The sequence below is a fragment of the Halomonas sp. KM-1 genome (assembly GCF_000246875.1).
Taxonomy (GTDB): Bacteria; Pseudomonadota; Gammaproteobacteria; order Pseudomonadales; family Halomonadaceae; genus Halomonas; species Halomonas aerodenitrificans.
This window is the reverse complement of the sequence record NZ_BAEU01000052.1, coordinates 1-19,968: the sequence shown is the minus strand read 5'-3', so window position 1 is coordinate 19,968 and position 19,968 is coordinate 1. Positions and strand designations below refer to the sequence as shown.

Annotated in this window: 22 protein-coding genes and 1 tRNA gene; 16 read left to right on the top strand and 7 right to left on the bottom strand. The window is 65.5% G+C overall.

Annotated elements, in window-relative coordinates; genetic code table 11:
* The first annotated feature begins 118 nt into the window (after window positions 1–118).
* Window positions 119–511 carry a hypothetical protein gene (locus tag B8115_RS05005; RefSeq protein ID WP_010626662.1) on the top strand — a complete coding sequence of 131 codons (393 nt, stop codon included), beginning with the start codon at window positions 119–121 and terminating at the stop codon, window positions 509–511.
* Here the strand turns inward: B8115_RS05005 and B8115_RS05000 are convergent.
* Window positions 497–1,006, bottom strand: a complete 510-nt coding sequence (locus B8115_RS05000; protein WP_010626661.1) for a glutathione peroxidase — start codon at window positions 1,004–1,006, stop codon at window positions 497–499. The genes B8115_RS05005 and B8115_RS05000 overlap by 15 nt on opposite strands.
* A gap of 228 nt (window positions 1,007–1,234) precedes the next feature.
* On the opposite strand from B8115_RS05000, the gene B8115_RS04995 reads away from it, so the two are divergent.
* Complete coding sequence (locus B8115_RS04995; protein ID WP_010626660.1) at window positions 1,235–2,887, top strand: acyl-CoA dehydrogenase family protein; 1,653 nt, start codon at window positions 1,235–1,237, stop codon at window positions 2,885–2,887.
* Here the strand turns inward: B8115_RS04995 and B8115_RS04990 are convergent.
* The 5 genes from B8115_RS04990 to B8115_RS04975 all read right to left on the bottom strand — a co-directional run bounded on the left by B8115_RS04990 (window position 2,827) and on the right by B8115_RS04975 (window position 5,868).
* A complete protein-coding gene (locus B8115_RS04990; RefSeq protein WP_010626659.1) occupies window positions 2,827–4,062 on the bottom strand; it encodes an EAL domain-containing protein in 1,236 nt (411 codons plus the stop codon). The genes B8115_RS04995 and B8115_RS04990 overlap by 61 nt on opposite strands.
* Before the next feature lie 128 nt (window positions 4,063–4,190).
* Window positions 4,191–4,808: a LysE family translocator gene (locus B8115_RS04985; protein ID WP_026037896.1), complete on the bottom strand. Its 618-nt coding sequence runs from the start codon at window positions 4,806–4,808 to the stop codon at window positions 4,191–4,193.
* Window positions 4,809–4,853: 45 nt separating this feature from the next.
* Complete coding sequence (gene rnk / locus B8115_RS04980; protein ID WP_010626657.1) at window positions 4,854–5,267, bottom strand: nucleoside diphosphate kinase regulator; 414 nt, start codon at window positions 5,265–5,267, stop codon at window positions 4,854–4,856.
* Window positions 5,268–5,425: 158 nt separating this feature from the next.
* Window positions 5,426–5,584 (bottom strand): hypothetical protein, encoded by a 159-nt coding sequence (locus B8115_RS23560; RefSeq protein WP_158409637.1) that lies wholly within the window; start codon window positions 5,582–5,584, stop codon window positions 5,426–5,428.
* 197 nt (window positions 5,585–5,781) lie between these two features.
* Window positions 5,782–5,868, bottom strand: a tRNA-Leu gene (locus tag B8115_RS04975).
* Between the two features lie 136 nt (window positions 5,869–6,004).
* Between B8115_RS04975 and queA the strand changes: the two genes are divergently transcribed.
* The 5 genes from queA (at window position 6,005) to secF (ending at window position 11,640) form a co-directional block, all read left to right on the top strand.
* Window positions 6,005–7,045, top strand: coding sequence for a tRNA preQ1(34) S-adenosylmethionine ribosyltransferase-isomerase QueA (queA, locus tag B8115_RS04970; RefSeq protein WP_010626656.1), 1,041 nt, complete (start codon window positions 6,005–6,007; stop codon window positions 7,043–7,045).
* A gap of 83 nt (window positions 7,046–7,128) precedes the next feature.
* Window positions 7,129–8,265, top strand: coding sequence for a tRNA guanosine(34) transglycosylase Tgt (tgt, locus tag B8115_RS04965; protein ID WP_026037895.1), 1,137 nt, complete (start codon window positions 7,129–7,131; stop codon window positions 8,263–8,265).
* Window positions 8,266–8,357: 92 nt separating this feature from the next.
* Window positions 8,358–8,687, top strand: a complete 330-nt coding sequence (gene yajC / locus B8115_RS04960; RefSeq protein ID WP_010626654.1) for a preprotein translocase subunit YajC — start codon at window positions 8,358–8,360, stop codon at window positions 8,685–8,687.
* A gap of 153 nt (window positions 8,688–8,840) precedes the next feature.
* The gene (gene secD / locus B8115_RS04955; RefSeq protein ID WP_010626653.1) at window positions 8,841–10,691 is read left to right on the top strand and encodes a protein translocase subunit SecD; all 1,851 of its coding nucleotides are present in this window, start codon (window positions 8,841–8,843) and stop codon (window positions 10,689–10,691) included.
* 22 nt (window positions 10,692–10,713) lie between these two features.
* Entirely contained in the window at window positions 10,714–11,640 is a 927-nt protein-coding gene (secF, locus tag B8115_RS04950; protein WP_010626652.1) for a protein translocase subunit SecF, read from the top strand.
* A 120-nt stretch (window positions 11,641–11,760) separates the two neighbouring features.
* Here secF and B8115_RS04945 read toward each other — a convergent pair whose 3' ends face one another.
* Window positions 11,761–12,555 carry an inositol monophosphatase family protein gene (locus B8115_RS04945; RefSeq protein WP_026037894.1) on the bottom strand — a complete coding sequence of 265 codons (795 nt, stop codon included), beginning with the start codon at window positions 12,553–12,555 and terminating at the stop codon, window positions 11,761–11,763.
* Window positions 12,556–12,746: 191 nt separating this feature from the next.
* On the opposite strand from B8115_RS04945, the gene trmJ reads away from it, so the two are divergent.
* The 9 genes from trmJ to B8115_RS04900 form a co-directional block, all read left to right on the top strand.
* Window positions 12,747–13,562 carry a tRNA (cytosine(32)/uridine(32)-2'-O)-methyltransferase TrmJ gene (trmJ, locus tag B8115_RS04940; protein WP_010626650.1) on the top strand — a complete coding sequence of 272 codons (816 nt, stop codon included), beginning with the start codon at window positions 12,747–12,749 and terminating at the stop codon, window positions 13,560–13,562.
* A gap of 116 nt (window positions 13,563–13,678) precedes the next feature.
* Window positions 13,679–14,545, top strand: a complete 867-nt coding sequence (cysE, locus tag B8115_RS04935; RefSeq protein WP_010626649.1) for a serine O-acetyltransferase — start codon at window positions 13,679–13,681, stop codon at window positions 14,543–14,545.
* Window positions 14,546–14,667: 122 nt separating this feature from the next.
* Window positions 14,668–15,138 carry a Fe-S cluster assembly transcription factor gene (locus tag B8115_RS04930; protein WP_010626648.1) on the top strand — a complete coding sequence of 157 codons (471 nt, stop codon included), beginning with the start codon at window positions 14,668–14,670 and terminating at the stop codon, window positions 15,136–15,138.
* A gap of 41 nt (window positions 15,139–15,179) precedes the next feature.
* Window positions 15,180–16,328, top strand: a complete 1,149-nt coding sequence (locus tag B8115_RS04925) for an aminotransferase class V-fold PLP-dependent enzyme (RefSeq protein WP_010626647.1) — start codon at window positions 15,180–15,182, stop codon at window positions 16,326–16,328.
* A gap of 35 nt (window positions 16,329–16,363) precedes the next feature.
* A complete protein-coding gene (locus B8115_RS04920; RefSeq protein WP_010626646.1) occupies window positions 16,364–16,690 on the top strand; it encodes an iron-sulfur cluster assembly accessory protein in 327 nt (108 codons plus the stop codon).
* A 211-nt stretch (window positions 16,691–16,901) separates the two neighbouring features.
* Window positions 16,902–17,327: a nucleoside-diphosphate kinase gene (gene ndk / locus B8115_RS04915; RefSeq protein ID WP_010626645.1), complete on the top strand. Its 426-nt coding sequence runs from the start codon at window positions 16,902–16,904 to the stop codon at window positions 17,325–17,327.
* A gap of 34 nt (window positions 17,328–17,361) precedes the next feature.
* A complete protein-coding gene (gene rlmN / locus B8115_RS04910) occupies window positions 17,362–18,525 on the top strand; it encodes a 23S rRNA (adenine(2503)-C(2))-methyltransferase RlmN (protein WP_010626644.1) in 1,164 nt (387 codons plus the stop codon).
* A gap of 133 nt (window positions 18,526–18,658) precedes the next feature.
* On the top strand, window positions 18,659–19,384 hold the full coding sequence (gene pilW, locus B8115_RS04905) for a type IV pilus biogenesis/stability protein PilW (protein ID WP_010626643.1): 726 nt from the start codon (window positions 18,659–18,661) through the stop codon (window positions 19,382–19,384).
* A gap of 32 nt (window positions 19,385–19,416) precedes the next feature.
* Window positions 19,417–19,968, top strand: a 552-nt coding sequence (locus tag B8115_RS04900; protein WP_010626642.1) for a RodZ family helix-turn-helix domain-containing protein, incomplete at its 3' end; no start/stop codon positions are given.

Below are 19,968 nucleotides of genomic sequence, written 5' to 3'. Positions count from 1 at the left end.
CGATACGAATGGACAGTGGCGACATTCTAGCGGCCACGCATGCGTCTGTCCGCACTTGAGCGCCGCGGACTCCTGGGGCACGATGCAACCCGGTGCCATGACATGGCAGGAGGTGAACATGAACGCACAAGCACTGGTGGATGAGCGCGGGGAGCTGTGGCTGGCGCTGGCTCCGCTGTGGCTGGACCGCGAGCCCAGCGAACGCGAGTTCGCCCGTATGGTGGCGGTGATAGAGCGCCACGAGCTGACGCTGCACGAGCTGGAGTGGATCTTTCGCCTGGAGTTGGCACCGGTGATGTCGCGCAACCAGATGTCGATCGCCGGGCGCTGGCGCGATTTCGACGACTATCAGTTGATGCAGCAGCTGGTGGCCCACAACCTCAAGCTCAAGGGCTGGCGACGCAAGAGCTGGGCGCTGTTCTCGGGGCTGACCACCATGATGACCCGCCATCGCTGGAACGAGCTGATCGCCCGGGTGATGATGGAGCGAGGCGAGTCACCGCACCCGTGAATTGGAACGGAAGTCCTCATCCAGTGCCTGCTCCAGCGCACGTTCGAGCTCCGACCCGCTGTCGCGGGGCGAGAAGCGCCGCAACACCCGGCCGTCCCGCGCCACCAGAAACTTGGTGAAGTTCCACTTGACCATGCCGGTGCCCATCACTCCCGGTGCCTGTCGCTTGAGCTCGACGAACAGCGGATGAGCGCCGCGACCGTTGACCTTGACCTTCTCCATCACCGGAAAGGTCACCCCGTACTGACTGGAACTGAAGGCGCAGAAGTCCAGCGCCGTTTCCGGCGACTGACGCGCGAACTGATTGCAGGGAAAGGCCAATACGGTAAAGCCACGGTCGCGATGGCTGCGATAGAGGTGCTCCAGCTCGCCGAGCTGGGGCGTGTAACCGCAGCGGCTGGCCACGTTCACAATCAGCAGCACCTGCCCTTGCAGGGCACGCAGGTTGAAGGGCTCGCCGCGGAAGGTACGGCACTCGTGTTCGTGGATGGCCATGTCTGCCTGCCTCGCTGTCACCTTTCCCACGCCACGTTTTACACGTAGCACCTCTCAGCGTATCGCGGCAACCTTTCGATGGGGTTTGCCCAGCGAGGCTTCGTTCGCGCGCCGGCTCCAAGCCTACCGGGAAGCGGCAAGCAGGTCACGCCCAGTGCGCGTTGACCGACCCGGAGCGACTGGCCATGCTGCAAGAACGAGGCACGACGGCGCCCAAGGAGAGCCTGCATGCGCGATAACGCCCCTCGCAGCCGACTGGCCACTCATGAGGTGGTCAACCAACCCGACACGCCCGGCGACAGCGACCTGTTGGCCAGCGATCTGCCACTGCGTGAGGCGCTGGAGCGCGAAGCCCCCGCTTGGGTCAGCGAACGTCTGGCAGCGCTGGGACGTGCAGCCGGCAGCCGGCATGTGCAGGTACTTGGCGAACAGGCCAACCGCCACCCACCGGAGCTGGCTCTGTTCGACCGCCACGGCCGGCGGCTGGACGAGGTGTGCTATCACCCCGCCTACCACGAGCTGATGCACCTGGCCATCGACAACGGCTGGCATGCCGTGGCCTGGCAGGAGGAGGGCCGCGGCGGGCATCAGGCCCATATCGCCGCGCTCTACCTGCTGACCCAGGCCGAGCCCGGCTTCTGCTGCCCGGTAACCATGACCCACGCCGCCATGCCGGTGCTGCGCCGCAGCCCCGACATCGAAGCGGCATGGGCGCCGGGGCTGATGGCCAACGCCTACGACCCACGCCCGCTTCCCGCCTGTCAAAAGCACGGACTCACCTTCGGCATGGCCATGACCGAGAAACAGGGCGGCAGCGACGTGCGCCGCAACACCACCCGCGCCGAGTGCAACGGCGAGGGCTGGCGGCTCACCGGCCACAAGTGGTTCTGCAGCGCGCCGATGTCCGACGCCTTCCTCACCCTGGCCCAGACCGATGCAGGACTGACCTGCTTTCTGGCACCGCGCTTCACGCCGGACGGCGAGCGCAACGCCATCGAGATCCAGCGTCTCAAGGAGAAGTGCGGCAACCGCGCCAACGCCTCCGCCGAGATCGAGTATCGCAGCGCCTGGGCAACGCTCGTTGGCGAACCGGGCCGTGGGGTGGCCACCATCATCGACATGGTGCAGCAGACCCGGCTCGATGCCGCTACCGCCCCGGTAGGCATGATGCGCCAGGCCTTGGCCGAGGCGTGGCGCCACGTGCGTGATCGCCACGCCTTCGGCCACCTGCTGGCCGAACAGCCGCTGATGCAGGCGGTGATTGCCGATCTGGCACTGGAAGTGGAAGCCGGCGTGGCGCTGGTCATGCGCGCCGCGCGCGCCTTCGACGGTGACGCTCGCGGCGAAGCGCACGAGACGGCCCTGGCCCGGGTGCTGCCCACCCTGGCCAAGTACTGGCACAACAAGCGCGGGCCCGGCTTCATGGCCGAGGCCATGGAGTGCCTGGGCGGCATCGGCTATGTCGAGGAGGCGCCGCTGGCCAGGCTCTATCGCGAGGCGCCGGTGAATTCGATCTGGGAGGGTTCAGGCAACGTGATCTGCCTGGATCTGCTGCGGGTGCTGGCGCGCCACCCTGAGTCGGTCGCCGCCCTGCGGGTCGAACTGCGCGCCGCCCAGGGCCTGCAACAGGACCTCGATCTGGCTCTGGCAGCGCTCGAGCACGAACTGACGCTACCCGGCGAGACGCTGGAGCCCCGCGCCCGCTGGCTGACCCAGCGTCTGGCACAGGGCCTGCAAGCTGCGTTGCTGCTGCGTCATGCACCGGCCGAGGTGGCCGAGACCTTCTGTCGCTCGCGCCTCGGCGTGGAAGCCAGCCCCGCCTATGGCGTACTGCCGGCCGATTCGCCGCTGGCGGCGATTCTGGCGCGAATCGACGACTGATCGGATGCCAACCGCGGAATTTCCTCGGCCGGTACCGGCCGAGACAGGCCGAAGCCCTGCACGTGGGTGCAGCCGAAGCGGGCCAGGGTCGGCAGGCAGTCGAGCTCCTCGACCCCTTCCGCCACCACGCGGATGCCGAGGCGCCGGCCAAGCAGGGCGATGGCCTCGACGATGGCGGCATCCTGAACGTCCCGCTGCACGTCTCGGACAAAACTGCGGTCGATCTTCAGCTCGCTGATGGGCAGCATCTGTAAGCGAGAGAGTGAAGAGAAGCCGACACCGAAGTCGTCCACCGCCACCTCCATGCCGCTGAGGTGCAGCCGCGCGGCGACCTCCGAGCCCAGCAGTTCATCGTCCATGGCCGCCGTCTCGGTGATCTCGAGCACCACCAACGGCGAATCTGCCGGAGACAACTGACGCGTCAACGCCGGCAGTTGGGCCTCCATCAGGTCATCGGCGGTGACGTTGACCGAAATCGACAACAGCACGCCCTGCTCACGCCAGCGCCGAGCATCGAGCAGCGCCCGCTCGAGTACATGACAGGTGAGCCGGCGGCTCTGGCCGGCCGTGAGCATGGGCAGGAAGCTGGCCGGGCCGATCAGCCCGATCTCGGGATGCGTCCAGCGTACCAGGGCCTCGACTCCGCTCAGGCGTCCGGTCGCCAGTTCGAACTGCGGTTGGTAATGCACGGTGAGCTCGTGGCGCTGCAGCGCCGACTCCAGCTCATCGGCGGAGAAGAAGGGGCTGTCCTCGGGCACGATGGCCGGCTTGCAGCCGGGGCGCAGCCGATCCAGGCGCTGCCTGAGTTCGGCCAGGCGCATCGGCTTGTCCAGCGAGCCGAGCATCTGCAGCCCCAGGGTCTGACCGACCCGCTCGGCAATGCGTGAAATCTTGCGCTCGACGCCACCCAACAGCAGCACCCAGCCGGCGAAGTGCTGCTGCGCCAGCAAGCGCAACAGCTCGATGCCGTCCGGGTCGCCGAATTCGAGCCCCATGATTACCAGCTGTGGGGCACACTCATCGAGCTCCGCCAGCAGCGCATCGGCGCGCCGATAGCAACGACTCTCGAGGCCCAGGACATGTAACTGGAGGGAGAGGACCGCGACCACATCCGGGTCCTCGTCGAGCACCATGGCCAGCGCCCGCTCTTCTTCCACCTCGGAGAAAACGTTCATCAGGGGGACTCGTTCTCGAATTATTCTGAGACTACCATCATCCCTGATGAACAGCCGGTTCACTTCTCAACGCAATCCACCCAACACGCCCCACTCAGCACGCAAGCCACCCAACCGAGCGCACCCGCTCAGCCGAGAGGACCCGCCACCACTCGCAGTGCGAGCGCCAGCAGCATCACGCCGGTGATGCGATGGATCCAGTGTGCCCGTGCCTGCAGCCAGGGCAGCACGCGTGAATGGGTCAATGACACTGCCACCAGCACGTACCAACCGCCATCGATGATCATCGCCGTGAGCACGATGACCGCCTTGGCGGTCACGGACATGTCCGGCGTGACGAACTGGCTGAGCAAGGCCACGAAGAACAGGATCAACTTGGGATTGCCCAGTGCGACCAGCATGCCTTCGCGCGCTGCCTGACGGCGGGTGGTCGCCACGCCGGCGGCTTCGAGCGCCGCCGCCCTGCCGGCGCGCAGCGCCTTGATACCAAGCCAGGCCAGATAGGCCGCGCCGGCCCAGGTGATAGCCTGGAACAGGGTGGGGAAGCGCACGATCAGCGCGCCCAGCCCCAGCACCGTGAGCAGAGCATAGAAGCCCACCCCCATGGCATGGGACAGCGCCGCCACGATACCGGGTGCACGCCCACCACCGAGGGTATGGCGCAGCACCAATGCCAGGCTCGGACCCGGCGACATCGCGCCCATGGCGCACACGGCCACCAGCGACATCCATAGGGAAAGCGGCACTCCCCAGCTCCTCTTCGACGTTACGGTATCAATGGCGATACCACCTCAACGGTGGAACTGCCCCTCGCGCTCGGGTTGCCACAGGATCGCGTCGATGCGCAGCTGCGCCTTGCCGCCGCCAGGCAGCGGCCACTCGATCTCGTCGCCAATACGCAGACCGATGAGTCCGGCGCCAATGGGCGCCATCACCGAGATGCCGTCTTCGGTCGTGGCCAGCGCATGGGGATAGACCAGCGTGCGTATCATCTGACGGTTACGTGTCAGATCGGTGAACTGCACCTGGCTGTTCATGCTGACCACATCTTCCGGAATGTCTTCCGGGTCAATCACCTCGCCGCGCTCGAGCTCCTCTTCGAGGCAGTCGGCCACGAAGCGGTCCTTGTCGTCGGCCTGATCGATCAGGCGCTGCAGCCGCTCTGCGTCCAGGCGGTTGATGATGATGGGGGGACGAGATGACATACAACCTCCTTGGCACCGGCAGCGCCCCTTTTGGGATTGATGGCTGCCGGCCATGCAACGAAAACAGCCCTTCGCCCGATGGGAGAAGGACTGTGACTCTAACTATGGTAAGCCTAAGCCCGATGAAAGTCAGGCCCGGCCAAGACCTTCGCGAGGGATCAACCGCCCGGTCGGCGCCCCGACGTGGCCAGCACCACGACACCCACCGCGGCCAACGCCATGCCCACGAACGCCGCCGGGTTCCACGCCTGCCAGCCATACAGCGCCGTTGCCAGCCCGAGCGCCACCAGCACCCAGGCAAATGTCTTCACACCCATTCCGCAGTCCTCAGCTCCGAGTATAGGCCTCAGCATGCAGCGGATAGGGAGGTACATCAAGGAAAGTGCAAATATCGGGATTAAGCTGCTGGCATGCTGCTCGCTGGCTCGGATGAATCTTCTTCAAGCGCAAGTCGAAAGGCCCAAAACGCAAAAACAGCCGCCCATAAGCGACTGTTTCAATAGCTATTCTTTGATGGTACCGGCGGTCGGACTCGAACCGACAAGCACTTGCGTGCGGCGGATTTTGAATCCGCTGCGTCTACCAATTCCGCCACGCCGGCAGCGCCGAGCATTATACGTGGCCGGTGCGGCAGGTCAATCGCCAGGCCTGACGCGAGAGTCGTTTTTCGGTATCCTTGCCGGCTGTTTGCGGCTGCCCGGCAGCCGCTCGTTTCGACCATCTGCGGACCAACCTGCATGCAGCGCGCCGACTTCCATTATGAGCTTCCCGAGGAGCTGATCGCCCGCTATCCGTCCGAGCGGCGCAGCGACTGTCGCCTGCTGTGCGTGGACGGCCAGAGCGGTGAGCTGGCCCATCGTCGCTTCACCAACCTGCTGGAGCTGCTCGAGCCCGGCGATCTGCTGGTGTTCAACGACACCCGGGTGATCCCGGCGCGGCTGCACGGCCACAAGGACAGCGGCGGCAAGGTGGAGATGCTGCTGGAGCGCCCGCTGGACGCCCACCGAGGGCTGGCCCACATCCGCTCGAGCAAGTCGCCCAAGCCGGGCACCGAGCTGATCTTCGAGGGCGACGTACGCGCGGTGGTCGAGGGCCGCCACGAGGCGCTGTTCGAGCTGCGCTTTCTCGGCGAGACGCCGCTGATCGAGCTGCTGGAGCGCCACGGCCATATGCCGCTGCCGCCCTACATCGACCGCGCCGACGAGCTCGCCGATCGCGACCGCTACCAGACCGTCTATGCCCGTCGCGACGGCGCCGTGGCCGCTCCCACGGCCGGGCTGCACTTCGACGAACCGCTGCTGGAACGCCTGGCGGCGAAGGGAGTCGAAAGTGCCTTCGTCACCCTGCACGTGGGCGCCGGCACCTTCCAGCCGGTGCGCGCCGACGATATCCGCGAGCACAAGATGCACAGCGAGTGGATCGAGGTGAACGAAGCGGCCTGCGCCAAGGTGCGCACCGCCCAGGCCGCCGGACGCCGGGTGATCGCGGTGGGCACCACCAGCGTGCGCTGCCTGGAGAGTGCCTGCGCCAAGAGCGCCGACGGCGCCATCGCTCCTTACAGCGGCGAGACCGACATCTATATCTATCCCGGCTACGAGTGGCGCTGCGTGGACAACCTGATCACCAACTTCCACCTGCCCGAGTCGACCCTGCTGATGCTGGTCTCCTCGTTCGCCGGCTACGAGACGATCATGGCGGCCTATCGCGAGGCCGTGGCCGAGCGCTATGCCTTCTTCAGCTACGGCGACGCCATGCTGTTGAGCCGCAAGCACTCCTGAGCCGAAACGTTTCTGAACCCAAAGAATGGCTGATCCGCAAGACGACCACCGAACCGACGTCTTGCAGTAGAGAAGAGAACTCCATGCGCAACGAATGCTTCATGTCCTTCGAGCGGCTGGCCAGCGACGGCCGGGCGCGTCGCGGGCGCCTCACCTTCCCCCGCGGCACGGTGGAAACGCCGGCCTTCATGCCGGTGGGCACCTACGGCACGGTCAAGGGCATGACGCCCAAATCGGTGGAAGAGATCGGCGCCGAGATCATCCTCGGCAATACCTTCCACCTGTGGCTGCGCCCGGGCACCGAGGTGATCGAGGCCCACGGCGACCTGCACGACTTCGCCCAGTGGCACAAGCCGATCCTCACCGATTCCGGCGGCTTCCAGGTCTTCTCGCTGGGCGAGATGCGCAAGATCACCGAGCAGGGCGTGCACTTCCGCTCGCCGGTGGATGGCGCCAAGGTGTTCATGGGCCCCGAGGAGTCGATGGCGGTGCAGCGTTCGCTGGGCTCCGACGTGGTGATGATCTTCGACGAGTGCACCCCCTACCCGGCCACCGAGAAGGAAGCCGAGGTTTCCATGGAGCGCTCGCTGCGCTGGGCCAAGCGCTCCCGCGATGCCCATGGCGACTCGCCCTCGGCGCTGTTCGGCATCATCCAGGGCGGCATGTACCCGGAGCTGCGCCGTCGCTCGCTGGAAGGGCTGATGGAGATCGGCTTCGACGGCCTGGCCATCGGCGGGCTCTCCGTGGGCGAGCCCAAGGAAGAGATGATCAAGGTGCTGAACTATTTGCCCGACTGGATGCCCGAAGAGTATCCCCGCTACCTGATGGGCGTGGGCAAGCCCGAGGACCTGGTGGAGGGCGTTCGCCGTGGCGTCGACATGTTCGACTGCGTGATGCCTACCCGCAACGCGCGCAACGGCCACCTGTTCACCGCAGAGGGCACGATCAAGATCCGCAACGCCAAGCACCGCCATGACACTCGCCCGCTGGAAGACGACTGCGACTGCTATACCTGCCAGAACTTCTCCCGCAGCTACCTGCACCACCTGGACCGCTGCGGCGAAATGCTCGGCTCGATGCTCAATACCATCCACAACTTGCGCTATTATCAGCGCCTGATGGCTGGTTTGCGCGGTGCCATCGAAGCGGGTACATTGGCTGACTTCGTGGCAGGCTACTATGCGCAGCGGGGGCTGCCGGTACCTGACGCACCGGATTGAACGACCGACCGCTGGCACCAGCTCGAAGGCGCCAGCGGCCGGCGGCAACACGCTCACTCGCGACTTAACTTACCTCAGGAGATACGCTTCTCATGCTGGATTTCTTCATCTCTCCGGCCATGGCTCAGGATGCCGGTGCCGCAGGCGGCGGCATGGCCCAGATCATCATGCTGGTCGGTTTCGTGCTGATCTTCTACTTCCTGCTGTGGCGCCCCCAGTCCAAGCGGGCCAAGCAGCATCGCGAACTGGTCGGCGGCCTGTCCAAGGGCGACGAGGTGGTGATCGGTGGCGGTCTGGTAGGACGCATCACCAAGGTGAGCGACGAGTTCATCACCCTGGAAGTGGCCGACAACACCGAAGTCAACGTACAGAAAAATGCCGTGGCCAACGTGCTGCCCAAGGGCACCATCAAGTCCATCTGACGTCGACGCTCCTCGCCCTTGCCGTTGGCTCTGCCCGAGCCGGGTAACGGCGGGGGTCGCCTGGCGGCCGGGTGTTCCCTTCTCGATCGGAAGCGAACATGCGGCCGCGCTGCCGTCCCGTAGCCTTCTTTACGCAACCTAGGCAGGGCTCCCATGCTCAACCGTTATCCCTTGTGGAAGTATCTGCTGATACTCATCGTGCTCATTGGCGGCGTCGTCTACTCGCTGCCCAATCTGTACCCCGAAGATCCGGCCGTGCAGATCAGCAGCGTTCAGGGCGACACCACCCTGGATGAAGCGCAGCTCGAGCGCATCCAGCAGACGCTTCGCGATGCCGGCATCGGCATCAAGGCCGTGGAGCGCGACGACACCAGCGTGCTGGTCCGCCTCGACGATGCCGACCACCAGCTGCGCACGCGCGACCTGTTGACCGATCAGCTCGGCGACGACTTCGTGGTGGCGCTGAACCTGGCCGAATCCACCCCGGGCTGGCTGCAGAACCTTGCCGCTTCGCCCATGACCCTGGGGCTCGACCTGCGTGGCGGCGTGCACTTCCTGCTCGAGGTCGACATGGACGCTGCCGTGACCCAGCGCCTCGAGGTCAATGCCAGCGCCATGCGCGAGCAGTTGCGTAGCGAACGCATCCGCTACCGCGGCACCGACATCGACGACCGCACACTGACGATCACCTTCACCAACGACGAAGACCGCGACACGGCACGCCGGCTGATCAGTCGCGAGTTTCGCGATTTCGACTTCGCCAGCGAGCAGGACGGCCGCGCTTCGCTGCTGGTAATGACGCTGACCGACCAGGCGGTGAACGAGATCCAGGACTACGCCATCAACCAGAACCTCACCACCCTGCGTAACCGGGTGGACGAGCTGGGCGTGGCGGAACCGCTGGTGCAGCGCCAAGGGCCGGACCGGATCGTGGTCGAGCTGCCCGGCGTGCAGGACACCGTGGCCGCCAAGCGCGTGGTGGGCGCCACCGCCAACTTGGAGTTCCGCCTCGAGGCGCGCCCGGACACACCGGACGCCGAGACCGAAAGCTTCGCCTTTCGCAACAACCCGAACCGCACCGCCGACCTGATGCGTGACGTGATCATCACCGGCGACAGCGTTTCCAGCGCCCAGCGCAGCTTCGACGAGAACGGTCGCCCCCAGGTCAACATCAACCTGGACGGCACCGGCGGCACGCTGATGAACCGCGCCACCCGCACCAACATCGGGCGCAACATGGCGGTGCTGTTCATCGAGCACAAGACGCGTGACCGGGTGGTGATGGAGGATGGCGAAGAGGTCACCGTGCGCGAGCCCTATACCGAGCGCGGCCTGATCAGCCTGGCCACCATCCAGAGCGCGCTGGGCAACAGCTTCCGCATCACCGGGCTCGACTCGCCCACCGAGGCAGGCGAGCTGGCCCTGCTGCTGCGCTCCGGCTCGCTGGCGGCACCGATCTACTTCGTCCAGGAACGCACCATCGGTCCGAGCCTGGGGGCGGAGAACATTGCCCGCGGGGTGATGTCGGTGCAGATCGGCCTGGTACTGGTCGTGCTGTTCATGCTGATCCGCTACAAGGTGTTCGGCGTCTTCGCCAACGTGGCACTGGCGTTGAACCTGACCCTGCTGATCGCAGCCATGTCACTGCTCGGCGCCACCCTGACGCTGCCGGGTATCGCCGGTATCGTGCTGACGCTGGGCATGGCGGTAGACGCCAACGTACTGATATTCGAGCGAATACGCGAAGAGCTGCGCAACGGACTGTCGATACAGCAGGCCATTCATGCCGGTTACGAACGCGCCTTCAGCTCGATCGTCGACGCCAACATCACCACCCTGCTGGTGGCGGTCATCCTGTTCTCGATCGGCACCGGCCCGGTCAGGGGCTTCGCCGTGACCCTGTCGCTGGGGATCATCACCTCGCTGTTCACCGCCCTGCTGGTGACCCGTGCGATGGTGAACCTCACTTACGGCGGCAAACCGGTCAAGAAGCTCTGGATCTAAGGCTCACCAACTTGAGGTGGTTATGAAAACCCTCGTCAATCGACAGTTCGACTTCATGGGCAAGCGCCGTGTCGCCTTTGCGATCTCGGCAGTGCTGCTCGTGGCGTCGATCGTCTCGCTGCTGTTTCAGCAGCTCAACCTGGGGTTGGACTTCACCGGCGGCACCCTGGTCGAAGTCCGCTATACCGTGGCCCCATCGCTGGACGCCATCCGCCAGGTGCTCGAACAGGCCGGCTTCCGCGATGTTTCGGTGCAGACCTTCGGCGCCTCCACCGAGGTGCTGATCCGCCTGCAGCAGGCATTCGAACCCGATGTCGGCGAGCAGGTCGTTGCCCTGCTGCGCGCCGATGGCGACACCGTCGAGCTGGTGCGCGCCGAGTTCGTCGGCGCCCAGGTGGGCGAGCAGTTGCGCGACCAGAGCGGCCTGGGGCTGCTGGTGGCCCTAGGCGTGGTCATGCTCTACGTTGCCTTCCGCTTCCAGTACAAGTTCGCCATCGGCGCCGTGCTGGCCCTGTTCCACGACGTCATCATCGTGGTCGGCATCTTCTCGCTGTTCCAGTTCGACTTCGACCTCACGGTGATGGCAGCCCTGCTGGCGGTGATCGGCTACTCGCTCAACGACACCATCGTCGTCTACGACCGTATTCGCGAGACGATACGCACCTCGCGCATCGACGACATGCCGGCGATCTTCAACGAAGCGATCAACCTCACCCTGTCACGCACGCTGGCGACGTCTGGTACCACCTTGCTGGTGCTGATGGCGCTGCTGCTGCTGGGTGGAGACATGATCCACTACTTCTCCATCGCGCTGATCCTCGGTGTGGTCGTGGGTACCTTCTCCTCCATCTACGTGGCGGCCGCCCTGCTGCTCGCCGTGAAGCTGGAGCGCAAGGACCTGATTCCGCCAAAGAAGGAGGAGCACGAAGAAGAGGAACAGCTGCCCTAGGAAAGACACCATAGCGTGCTGCGCTCGGTATCTAGGGCGCCTTTCCTTTTTGGCTTTGCAACGCAAACCGCCCCCGCAGCAGTGCTGCGGGGGCGGTTTCGTTTCGGGCTGTGTCGCCGCTCAGAAATGCGGCTTGAGCTGCTGTACCAGGGCCTTGAACAGGCGCGGGCCGGCAGCCATCAGTTGGCCCTTGGCTTCGACACTCGGCTGGCCATCCGGGGTGCCCATCAGCGCACCGGCTTCCTTTAACAGCAGGCTGCCGACCAGGCGATCCTGCTCCTCCAGCCCGAGCACGAAAGCGGCGTCGACGCGGCCGGCGGCCAGCTCGGCCATATCGAGCAGGCCACTGCCGGTGGCAAGCTGTATCTCGACCTGCGGGCCGAGCTGCTGAACCAGGGTCAGGTAAGCGGGAAGATGACGCGAGCGATGATCGCTCTCGGGCAGACTCATGGCGATCCGAGTGCCGAGTATCGCACTGGACTTGGGCACACGAATACGCTTGCCGTTGTGCTGAGAACCGCGACCACGGCTGGTCAGGTATTCGTCGTCGCTATAGGGGCAGATCACCACCGCATGCTCCGGGCGACCCTTCACCAGGCACACCACCGACAGGGCAAAACCGCTGCCGGCCACGCCCAGGCTTGAGTAGCCATGGAAGGGCTCGATGCGCCATTCGATGTCCCGCCCTTCGCCTTCGCCGGCGCGGTGAGGGGTGAAACGACCGCTGACCCCGTGCTGGGGATAGCCGCGGTTGAGCTGACGAACGATCAGCGTCTCGGCGTTGCGGGCAGTATCCTCGAGCAGGCGCTCGATACTGTGTTCTTCGTGAGCGTTCTCGATGCGCTCACGAATGCGCAAGAACTGTTCGGCGGCGCTGCGCGTGGCGCGCAGGGCGAATTGGACCATCGGATGCATGATCGGGCCTTGGAGCGTCGGTGATGTTAAAGAACAGGCTAGTTCGAACGTAGATCCCGGGTCGAACGGGGAGCTCGGTCGAACGCGTGGCGCGCATCCTAGCAGAATCGCCCGGCATGCGCCATTGCTGCCGGCAGGCGTGGTAGACTCGGCGGTTCGCAGTTTCTCTCGTACGGCAAAGGCAGCCCCGCATGCTAGAGCGCATTCGTATCGTGCTGATCGGCACCAGTCATCCCGGCAATGTCGGCGCCACCGCCCGCGCCATGCACAACATGGGGCTTGGCGACCTGACCCTAGTCTCACCGCGCTGCGAGCCGCTGACCAGCGAGAGCATCTCCCGCGCCTCGGGAGCCGACCATATCGTGCATGCCGCCCGGGTCGTCGAAACCCTGGAGGAAGCCGTCGCCGACTGCACCCTGGCGGTGGGAGCCAGCGCCCGCTCACGCACCCTGCCCTGGCCGATGATCACCCCGCGCGCGCTGGGAGAACGGCTGCCGGCCGAACTCGCCGGCCCTGAATCGCGGGTGGCACTGGTCTTCGGCCGCGAGGACAGCGGGCTCTCCAACGCCGAGCTGCAGCGCTGCCATGCCCACGTGCACATCCCCACCAACCCGGACTTCAGCTCGCTCAACCTGGCTGCCGCCGTGCAGGTGCTGGCCTACGAGTGCCGTCTGGCCTGGCTCGAAGCCGGCAACGGTGGGGGAAACAGAGAGAACGACCAGGATGAGGAGCCGCAGCAGCCGCTGGCCAGCCACCAGGAGCTGGAGCACTACTTCGCTCACCTGGAACGCACCCTGATCGCCATCGGCTTCCACGATCCGGCGCTGCCACGCCAACTGATGGCCCGGCTGAGACGCTTCACCCTGCGTGCACGTCCCGAGCGGATGGAGCTGAACATCCTGCGTGGCATGCTCACGGCCACCGAGAAGTGCGCCGCCGGGCACCCGGGAGCCGACGAGGGGGCCGTGTCACCCCCGGATGAGAAAGGCGGCGACGGCACAGCGTAGCCTAGCGCCTGCACCGCCACCAAAAATCCTTGAACGCTGCCCGGCGCGCCCCCATATGATGAGTCTGTTACCGATTCCCGCCGCCAGGCCGCTTCACCGCCACCAAGGACCGCTGCATGTTTCAACGACTGCGCGAGGACATCAATAGCGTATTTGACCGCGATCCGGCGGCACGCAACTTCCTGGAAGTGCTCACCAACTATCCGGGATTGCATGCGCTGCTGCTGCATCGTCTGGCCCATTGGCTGTGGCGAAAGCGCCTGAAGTGGCTGGCCCGCACCCTGTCGACCTTCTCGCGCTGGCTTACCGGCATCGAGATCCACCCCGGGGCGAAGATCGGCCGACGTTTCTTCATCGACCACGGCATGGGGGTGGTGATCGGCGAGACCGCCGAGGTCGGCGACGACGTCACGCTCTACCAGGGCGTCACCCTGGGTGGCACCAGCTGGCACAAGGGCAAGCGCCATCCGACCCTCGAAGATGGCGTCATCGTCGGTGCCGGCGCCAAGATCCTCGGCCCCTTCACCGTCGGTACCTGCGCCAAGATCGGCTCCAACGCAGTGGTGACCAAGGAAGTACCGGCCGGCGCCACGGTGGTGGGCATCCCCGGCAAGATCGTCAAGCGTGCCGATCCGGATGCCGCCGAGGCACTGGAGGTCGACCCGGAGCGCCGCGAAGCGATACGTCGCAAGTTCGGCTTCGACGCCTACGGCGTGAGCGAAGACATGCCCGACCCGGTGGCGCGCTCGATCCAAGCCATGCTCGACCACATGCACGCCGTGGACGAACGCATCGAGCGCATGTGCAGCACGCTGCGCAAGCTCGACGCCAGCTACCGCGAGGGCAAGCTGCCGGAGCTGCGCGACGAGGACTTCGCCGACATTCTTTCCGATGTCGACGCCTGCTGCGGTCCCACCGCCGGCTCCAGAACCGAACATGATGGAGATCAAGGCAACGGCGAGCCCCCTCGCAGCAATGGTTGACCTTGGCAGTCGGGCTTTACCATAATGGCGTTTCATCCTTGCTCGCCGCTGGCGGCGGGCCGTTTCGCCCCGCCCGACCGAAGGGCCGAGGTACGCTATCCGATGCGTCTGAAGAGCCTGCCATGCGTTTGACCACCAAGGGACGCTACGCCGTCACTGCCATGCTCGACCTGGCCCTGAACGCAGACAAGGGCGCCATCTCGCTGGCCGATATCGCACGCCGCCAGGAGATCTCCCTGCCCTATCTGGAGCAGCTCTTCGCGCGCCTGCGGCGTGCCGGGCTGGTCAACAGCGTGCGCGGCCCCGGCGGCGGCTACCTGCTGGCGGTTCCTGCCGCAGAGATCTCGGTGGCACGGGTCATCGACGCCGTCGACGAGTCGGTCGACGCCACGCGCTGCCAGGGGCTATCGGACTGCCAGCAGGGCGACACCTGCCTGACCCACCATCTATGGTGCGAACTCTCCGGCCAGATCCGCGGCTTTCTCGACGGCATCACCCTCGGTCAACTGGTCGAGCATGGTGACGTGCGCCGCATCGCGGCTCGCCAGAACGCCCGTCACGACGCCAACACCATCCTGACCTCCTCGCCCTGATCGCCCGGGCAGAGGAACAGACTGGAGAATTCCGCCAGACAATGAGCGCACTCGTCTATCTCGACTATGCCGCCACCACCCCGGTCGACCCCCGCGTCGCCGAGGTCATGCAGCGCCATCTGACCCTGGACGGCATCTTCGCCAACCCCGCTTCGCGCAGCCATATGCTGGGCTGGCAGGCGGAACAGGCGGTAGAGAACGCCCGCCGTCAGGTCGCCGACCTGATCGCCGCCGACCCGCGCGAGATCGTCTGGACCAGCGGCGCCACCGAGGCCGACAACCTGGCACTGATCGGCTTCATGCGCGCCAATCGCGAACGCGGCCGGCATCTGGTGACATCGATCGTCGAACACAAGGCGGTGGTGGACACCGCTGCGGCGCTGGAACGGGAGGGCTTCGAGGTCACCTGGCTGACGCCGGGCAGCGATGGCCGTATCCAGCCCGAGCAGCTGCGCGAGGCCATGCGCCCCGACACCGTGCTGGTCTCGCTGATGGCGGTCAACAACGAGCTGGGCTGCATTCATGACCTGGCCGCGCTGGCCGAGGTCGCCCATGCCGGTGGCGCGGCGTTTCATGTCGATGCCGCTCAGGGCGTGGGCCGCATCGACCTCGACGTCGGCCGGCTGGGCATCGACCTGATGTCCCTCTCCGGCCACAAGGCCTACGGCCCCAAGGGCATCGGTGCGCTCTACGTGCGACGCAGCCCCGACCTCCGCATCGAGCCGCTGATCCATGGCGGCGGCCACGAGCGCGGCATGCGCTCCGGCACCCTGGCCACCCATCAGATCGTCGGCATGGGCGAAGCCTTTCAACTGGCCGCCGCCGAAGGCGAGGCCGACCAGGCGCGCATCCTGGCGCTGCGGAACCGACTGCTCGCAGGGCTGTCCGAGCTGGACGGAATTCATTGCAACACCGCCATCGACGTGGCGGTGCCCAACATTCTCAACCTGGCGTTCGAGGGCGTGGACGGCGAGTCGCTGCTGATGGCCCTGCGCAGTATTGCACTGTCGACCGGTTCGGCATGCAACTCCGCCAGCGTCGAGCCATCCTATGTATTGAAGGGCATCGGCGTACCGCGAACGCTGGCACTGGCCTCGCTGCGTTTCAGTTTCGGCCGTTTCACCGACGAGGCCGATATCGAAGCTGCGCTCGAGGCCTTGCGTCACGCCCTTCCGGGCCTGAGACGCTGATCGTCGCTCAGCCACTTTGCTGCAGGAGTACCAACATGGCGCACCTTTCGATTACCTCCTCCGCCGCCGAACAGATCCAGCGGGCTCTGGCGGAGCGTGGGCACGGCCTGGGCCTGCGGGTCTCGGTCAAGCCCAGCGGCTGCTCCGGCTACAGCTACGTACTCGACTTCGCCGACGAGGCGGCCAATGACGATGCGGTGTTCGAGGAGCATGGCGTGACCGTCTTCGTCACCCCTGAGGCATTGCCGATGCTCGACGGCAGCGAGGTCGACTACGTCTCGGAGGGACTCAACCGCTTCTTCCGCTTCAACAACCCGAACGTGAAGGATCAGTGTGGGTGCGGTGAGAGCTTCACCGTCTGACCCATAGTGGGTCGACGATTGTTCAACGCCTGCCGGCAGCGGTATACTCTGCGCCCATCGATGGCGCCGCCTGGGCGATGACCGGGCGACACCGAACGCATTGGATCTCTATTGGCGCCGCGCCGTACCGACACCACCCCGGTGGGCGGGTACGGCGTGGCGCCGCACCATTGGATCTTCAACTCCATCACTCAGCAACGAAGAGGCCACCATGGCAACCGAACGTACCCTGTCCATCATCAAGCCCGACGCCGTCGCCAAGAATGCCATCGGCGACATCATCTCTCGCTTCGAGAAGGCCGGTCTCAAGGTCGTTGCCGCCAAGATGCTGCACCTGTCCGAAGAGAAGGCCGGCGGCTTCTACGCCGAGCACAAGGAGCGCCCCTTCTTCAAGGATCTGGTGGGCTTCATGACCTCCGGTCCGGTGGTGGTGCAGGTGCTGGAAGGTGAAGATGCCATCGCCAAGAACCGCGAGCTGATGGGCGCCACCAACCCCAAGGAAGCCGCCCCAGGCACCATCCGCGCCGACTTCGCCGAGACCATCGACGCCAATGCCGTACACGGCTCCGACTCGCCGGCCTCCGCCGAGCGTGAAGTGGCCTACTTCTTCAGCGCCGACGAGATCTGCCCCCGCTAAGCCACCAGGCCAGGCACTTTTCGCGGGGGCGCCCATGCCCCCGCTCTCGCCCTGCCCCGATCTACGTGATGCCATGACCGCCACCACCGCCCAACGTACCAATCTGCTCGGCCTGACTCGCGAGGAAATGGAAGCCTTCTTCCTCTCCATCGGCGAGAAGAAGTTCCGTGCCGCCCAGGTGATGAAGTGGATTCATCACGACGGCTGCGACGACTTCGAGGCCATGACCAATCTGTCCAAGGCGCTGCGTCAGCGGCTCGCCGAGGTGGCCGAGATTCGCGGCCCCGGCGTGGTCTATGAAGGTACTTCCAGCGATGGAACCCGCAAGTGGGTGCTGGAGGTGGAGGACGGCAGCTACGTGGAAACGGTGCTGATCCCGGCCGACAACGGCAAGCGCCGCACCCTGTGCGTATCGTCCCAGGTGGGCTGCTCGCTCGATTGCAGTTTCTGCTCCACCGGCAAGCAGGGCTTCCAGCGCAACCTCACCGCCGCCGAGATCATCGGTCAGGTGTGGGTCGCCCAGCGCAGCGTGGGGCCGCGCAAGGATACCGCCAATCGCCCGGTCACCAACGTGGTGATGATGGGCATGGGCGAGCCGCTGATGAACTACGACAACGTCGTGCCGGCCATGAAGCTGATGCTCGACGACAACGGCTACGGACTCTCCAAGCGTCGTGTCACCCTCTCGACCTCGGGCGTGGTGCCGATGCTCGACAGGCTCGGCGACGAACTCGACGTGAGCCTGGCCATCTCGCTGCACGCCGCCACCGACGAGCTGCGCAGCGAGTTGGTGCCGCTCAACCGCAAGTACAACATCCGCACCCTGCTCGACGCCTGCCAGCGCTACCTGGCCAAGTGCGACGACACCCGCATGATCACCATCGAGTACACCGTGATCAAGGACGTCAACGACCAGCAGGAGCATGCCCAGCAGTTGGCCGAACTGCTGCGCGAGCTGCCGTGCAAGATCAACCTGATTCCGTTCAACCCGTTTCCCCATTCGGGCTACGAGAAACCGTCGCGCAACCAGGTGATGCGCTTCCAGCAGTGGCTCTACGAGCTGGGCTATACGGCGCCGATCCGCACCACCCGCGGCGGCGACATCGATGCCGCCTGCGGTCAGCTGGTGGGTCGCGTCAAGGACCGCACCCGGCGTCATGAGCGCTACATCCGCTCGATTCAGATCGACGCCGACTGATGCGGGAAGCCGCCTTGACTTCAACTCGTCACGGCGCTTTGATGAACAGGCTTTTTTCGTCCCTGGCCAGCGCCGCTCGGGTGCCAGGCAAGCGAAACACCCACAGCCCGACAGGCCCGACCATGAGGATGCCATGACGCGCTTCCCCAACCTGCCAAGCCGATGCCCCCCGCTGGTAGCCATGGCGGTCGTCTCGTTGTGGCTTTCCGGCTGTGCCAGCCAACCCGAGCAGCAAACCGAAGCGAATCCGACCGAGGCATTCACGCAACTGGGCATGGCCTATCTGGAGCGCGACAACCTGCCGCGTGCCATGTCCGCGCTCAACCGTGCGTTGGAACGCTCGCCCAACGACCCCGAGGCGCTGCAAGCCATGGCCATCGTCTATCAGCGCCAGGGCGAGCGGGAGCAGGCTGACAAAACGTTTCAGCGGGCCATCGCCGCGGCACCGGACAACAGCCGTGCACGCAACAACTATGCCGTCTTTCTTTACGAACAGGGTCAGGTGCGGCGCGCCTGCGAGCAGCTCGAGGCGGCTTCCCAGGATACCCGCTATGCCAACCGAGCCCAGTTGTTCACCAACCTCGGCCAGTGTCAGTGGGAGCTGGGCGAGATCGACCAGGCACGCCACAGCCTGGAACGCGCCCGCAGTCTCGAGCCGCGCAATCCCTGGAGTTACTTCACCCTGGCTGAGCTGGAGCTGGAACAGGGCAACCCCGACCGCGCCAGACAACAGCTGGAGATATTCGTGGGGCTTGCCGGCATGACGCCGGATGCCCAGGCGCTGGCCCGGCAGATCGCCGCCATCGCACCGGACATGACCGTCACCCCCGGCTCTGACAACCAGCGTGACGCACATTGATCAACGATTCCAAGACTGAAGGATGCTCAGCCATGAGCGATAACCAAGATATCGATGCCGTCGGCCTCGGGTCCCAGGCCTCTCCCGGGGAGATGCTGCGCCGAGAGCGTGAAACGCAAGGTCTGTCGCGGGAAGAGGTCGCCACGGCGCTCAACCTGCGCCCTGCCGTGGTCATCGGCATGGAAGAGGACAACTACGAGCAGGTGCCGGTGGCTGCCTATCGCCGCGGCTACCTGCGCGCCTATGCCCGCCTGCTGGGCATCGACGACCGCCCCGTGCTGCAGGCCTATACGGAGCGCTTCGGCTCCCAGGAAAGCGAACAGCGGGTCACCCCGGTACAGGTCACCAAGCCGCCGTCGCGCATCGGCGTGTGGCTGTTCAAGCTCGTCACCCTGTTGGTGATTGCCGGCCTGATCGGCCTGACCCTGGTGTGGTGGCAGAGCCGTGACGGCAACCAGCCGCCCGCCGTCGACGATGGCGAACCGGTATCGGTCGAGACCCTCGACGGCACCACCACCATCGAGGAGGAGCCGCGCCCTGAGGTCGAAGAGGCGCTGCCGCCGGTGCCTCTCGAAGGCGTCGAC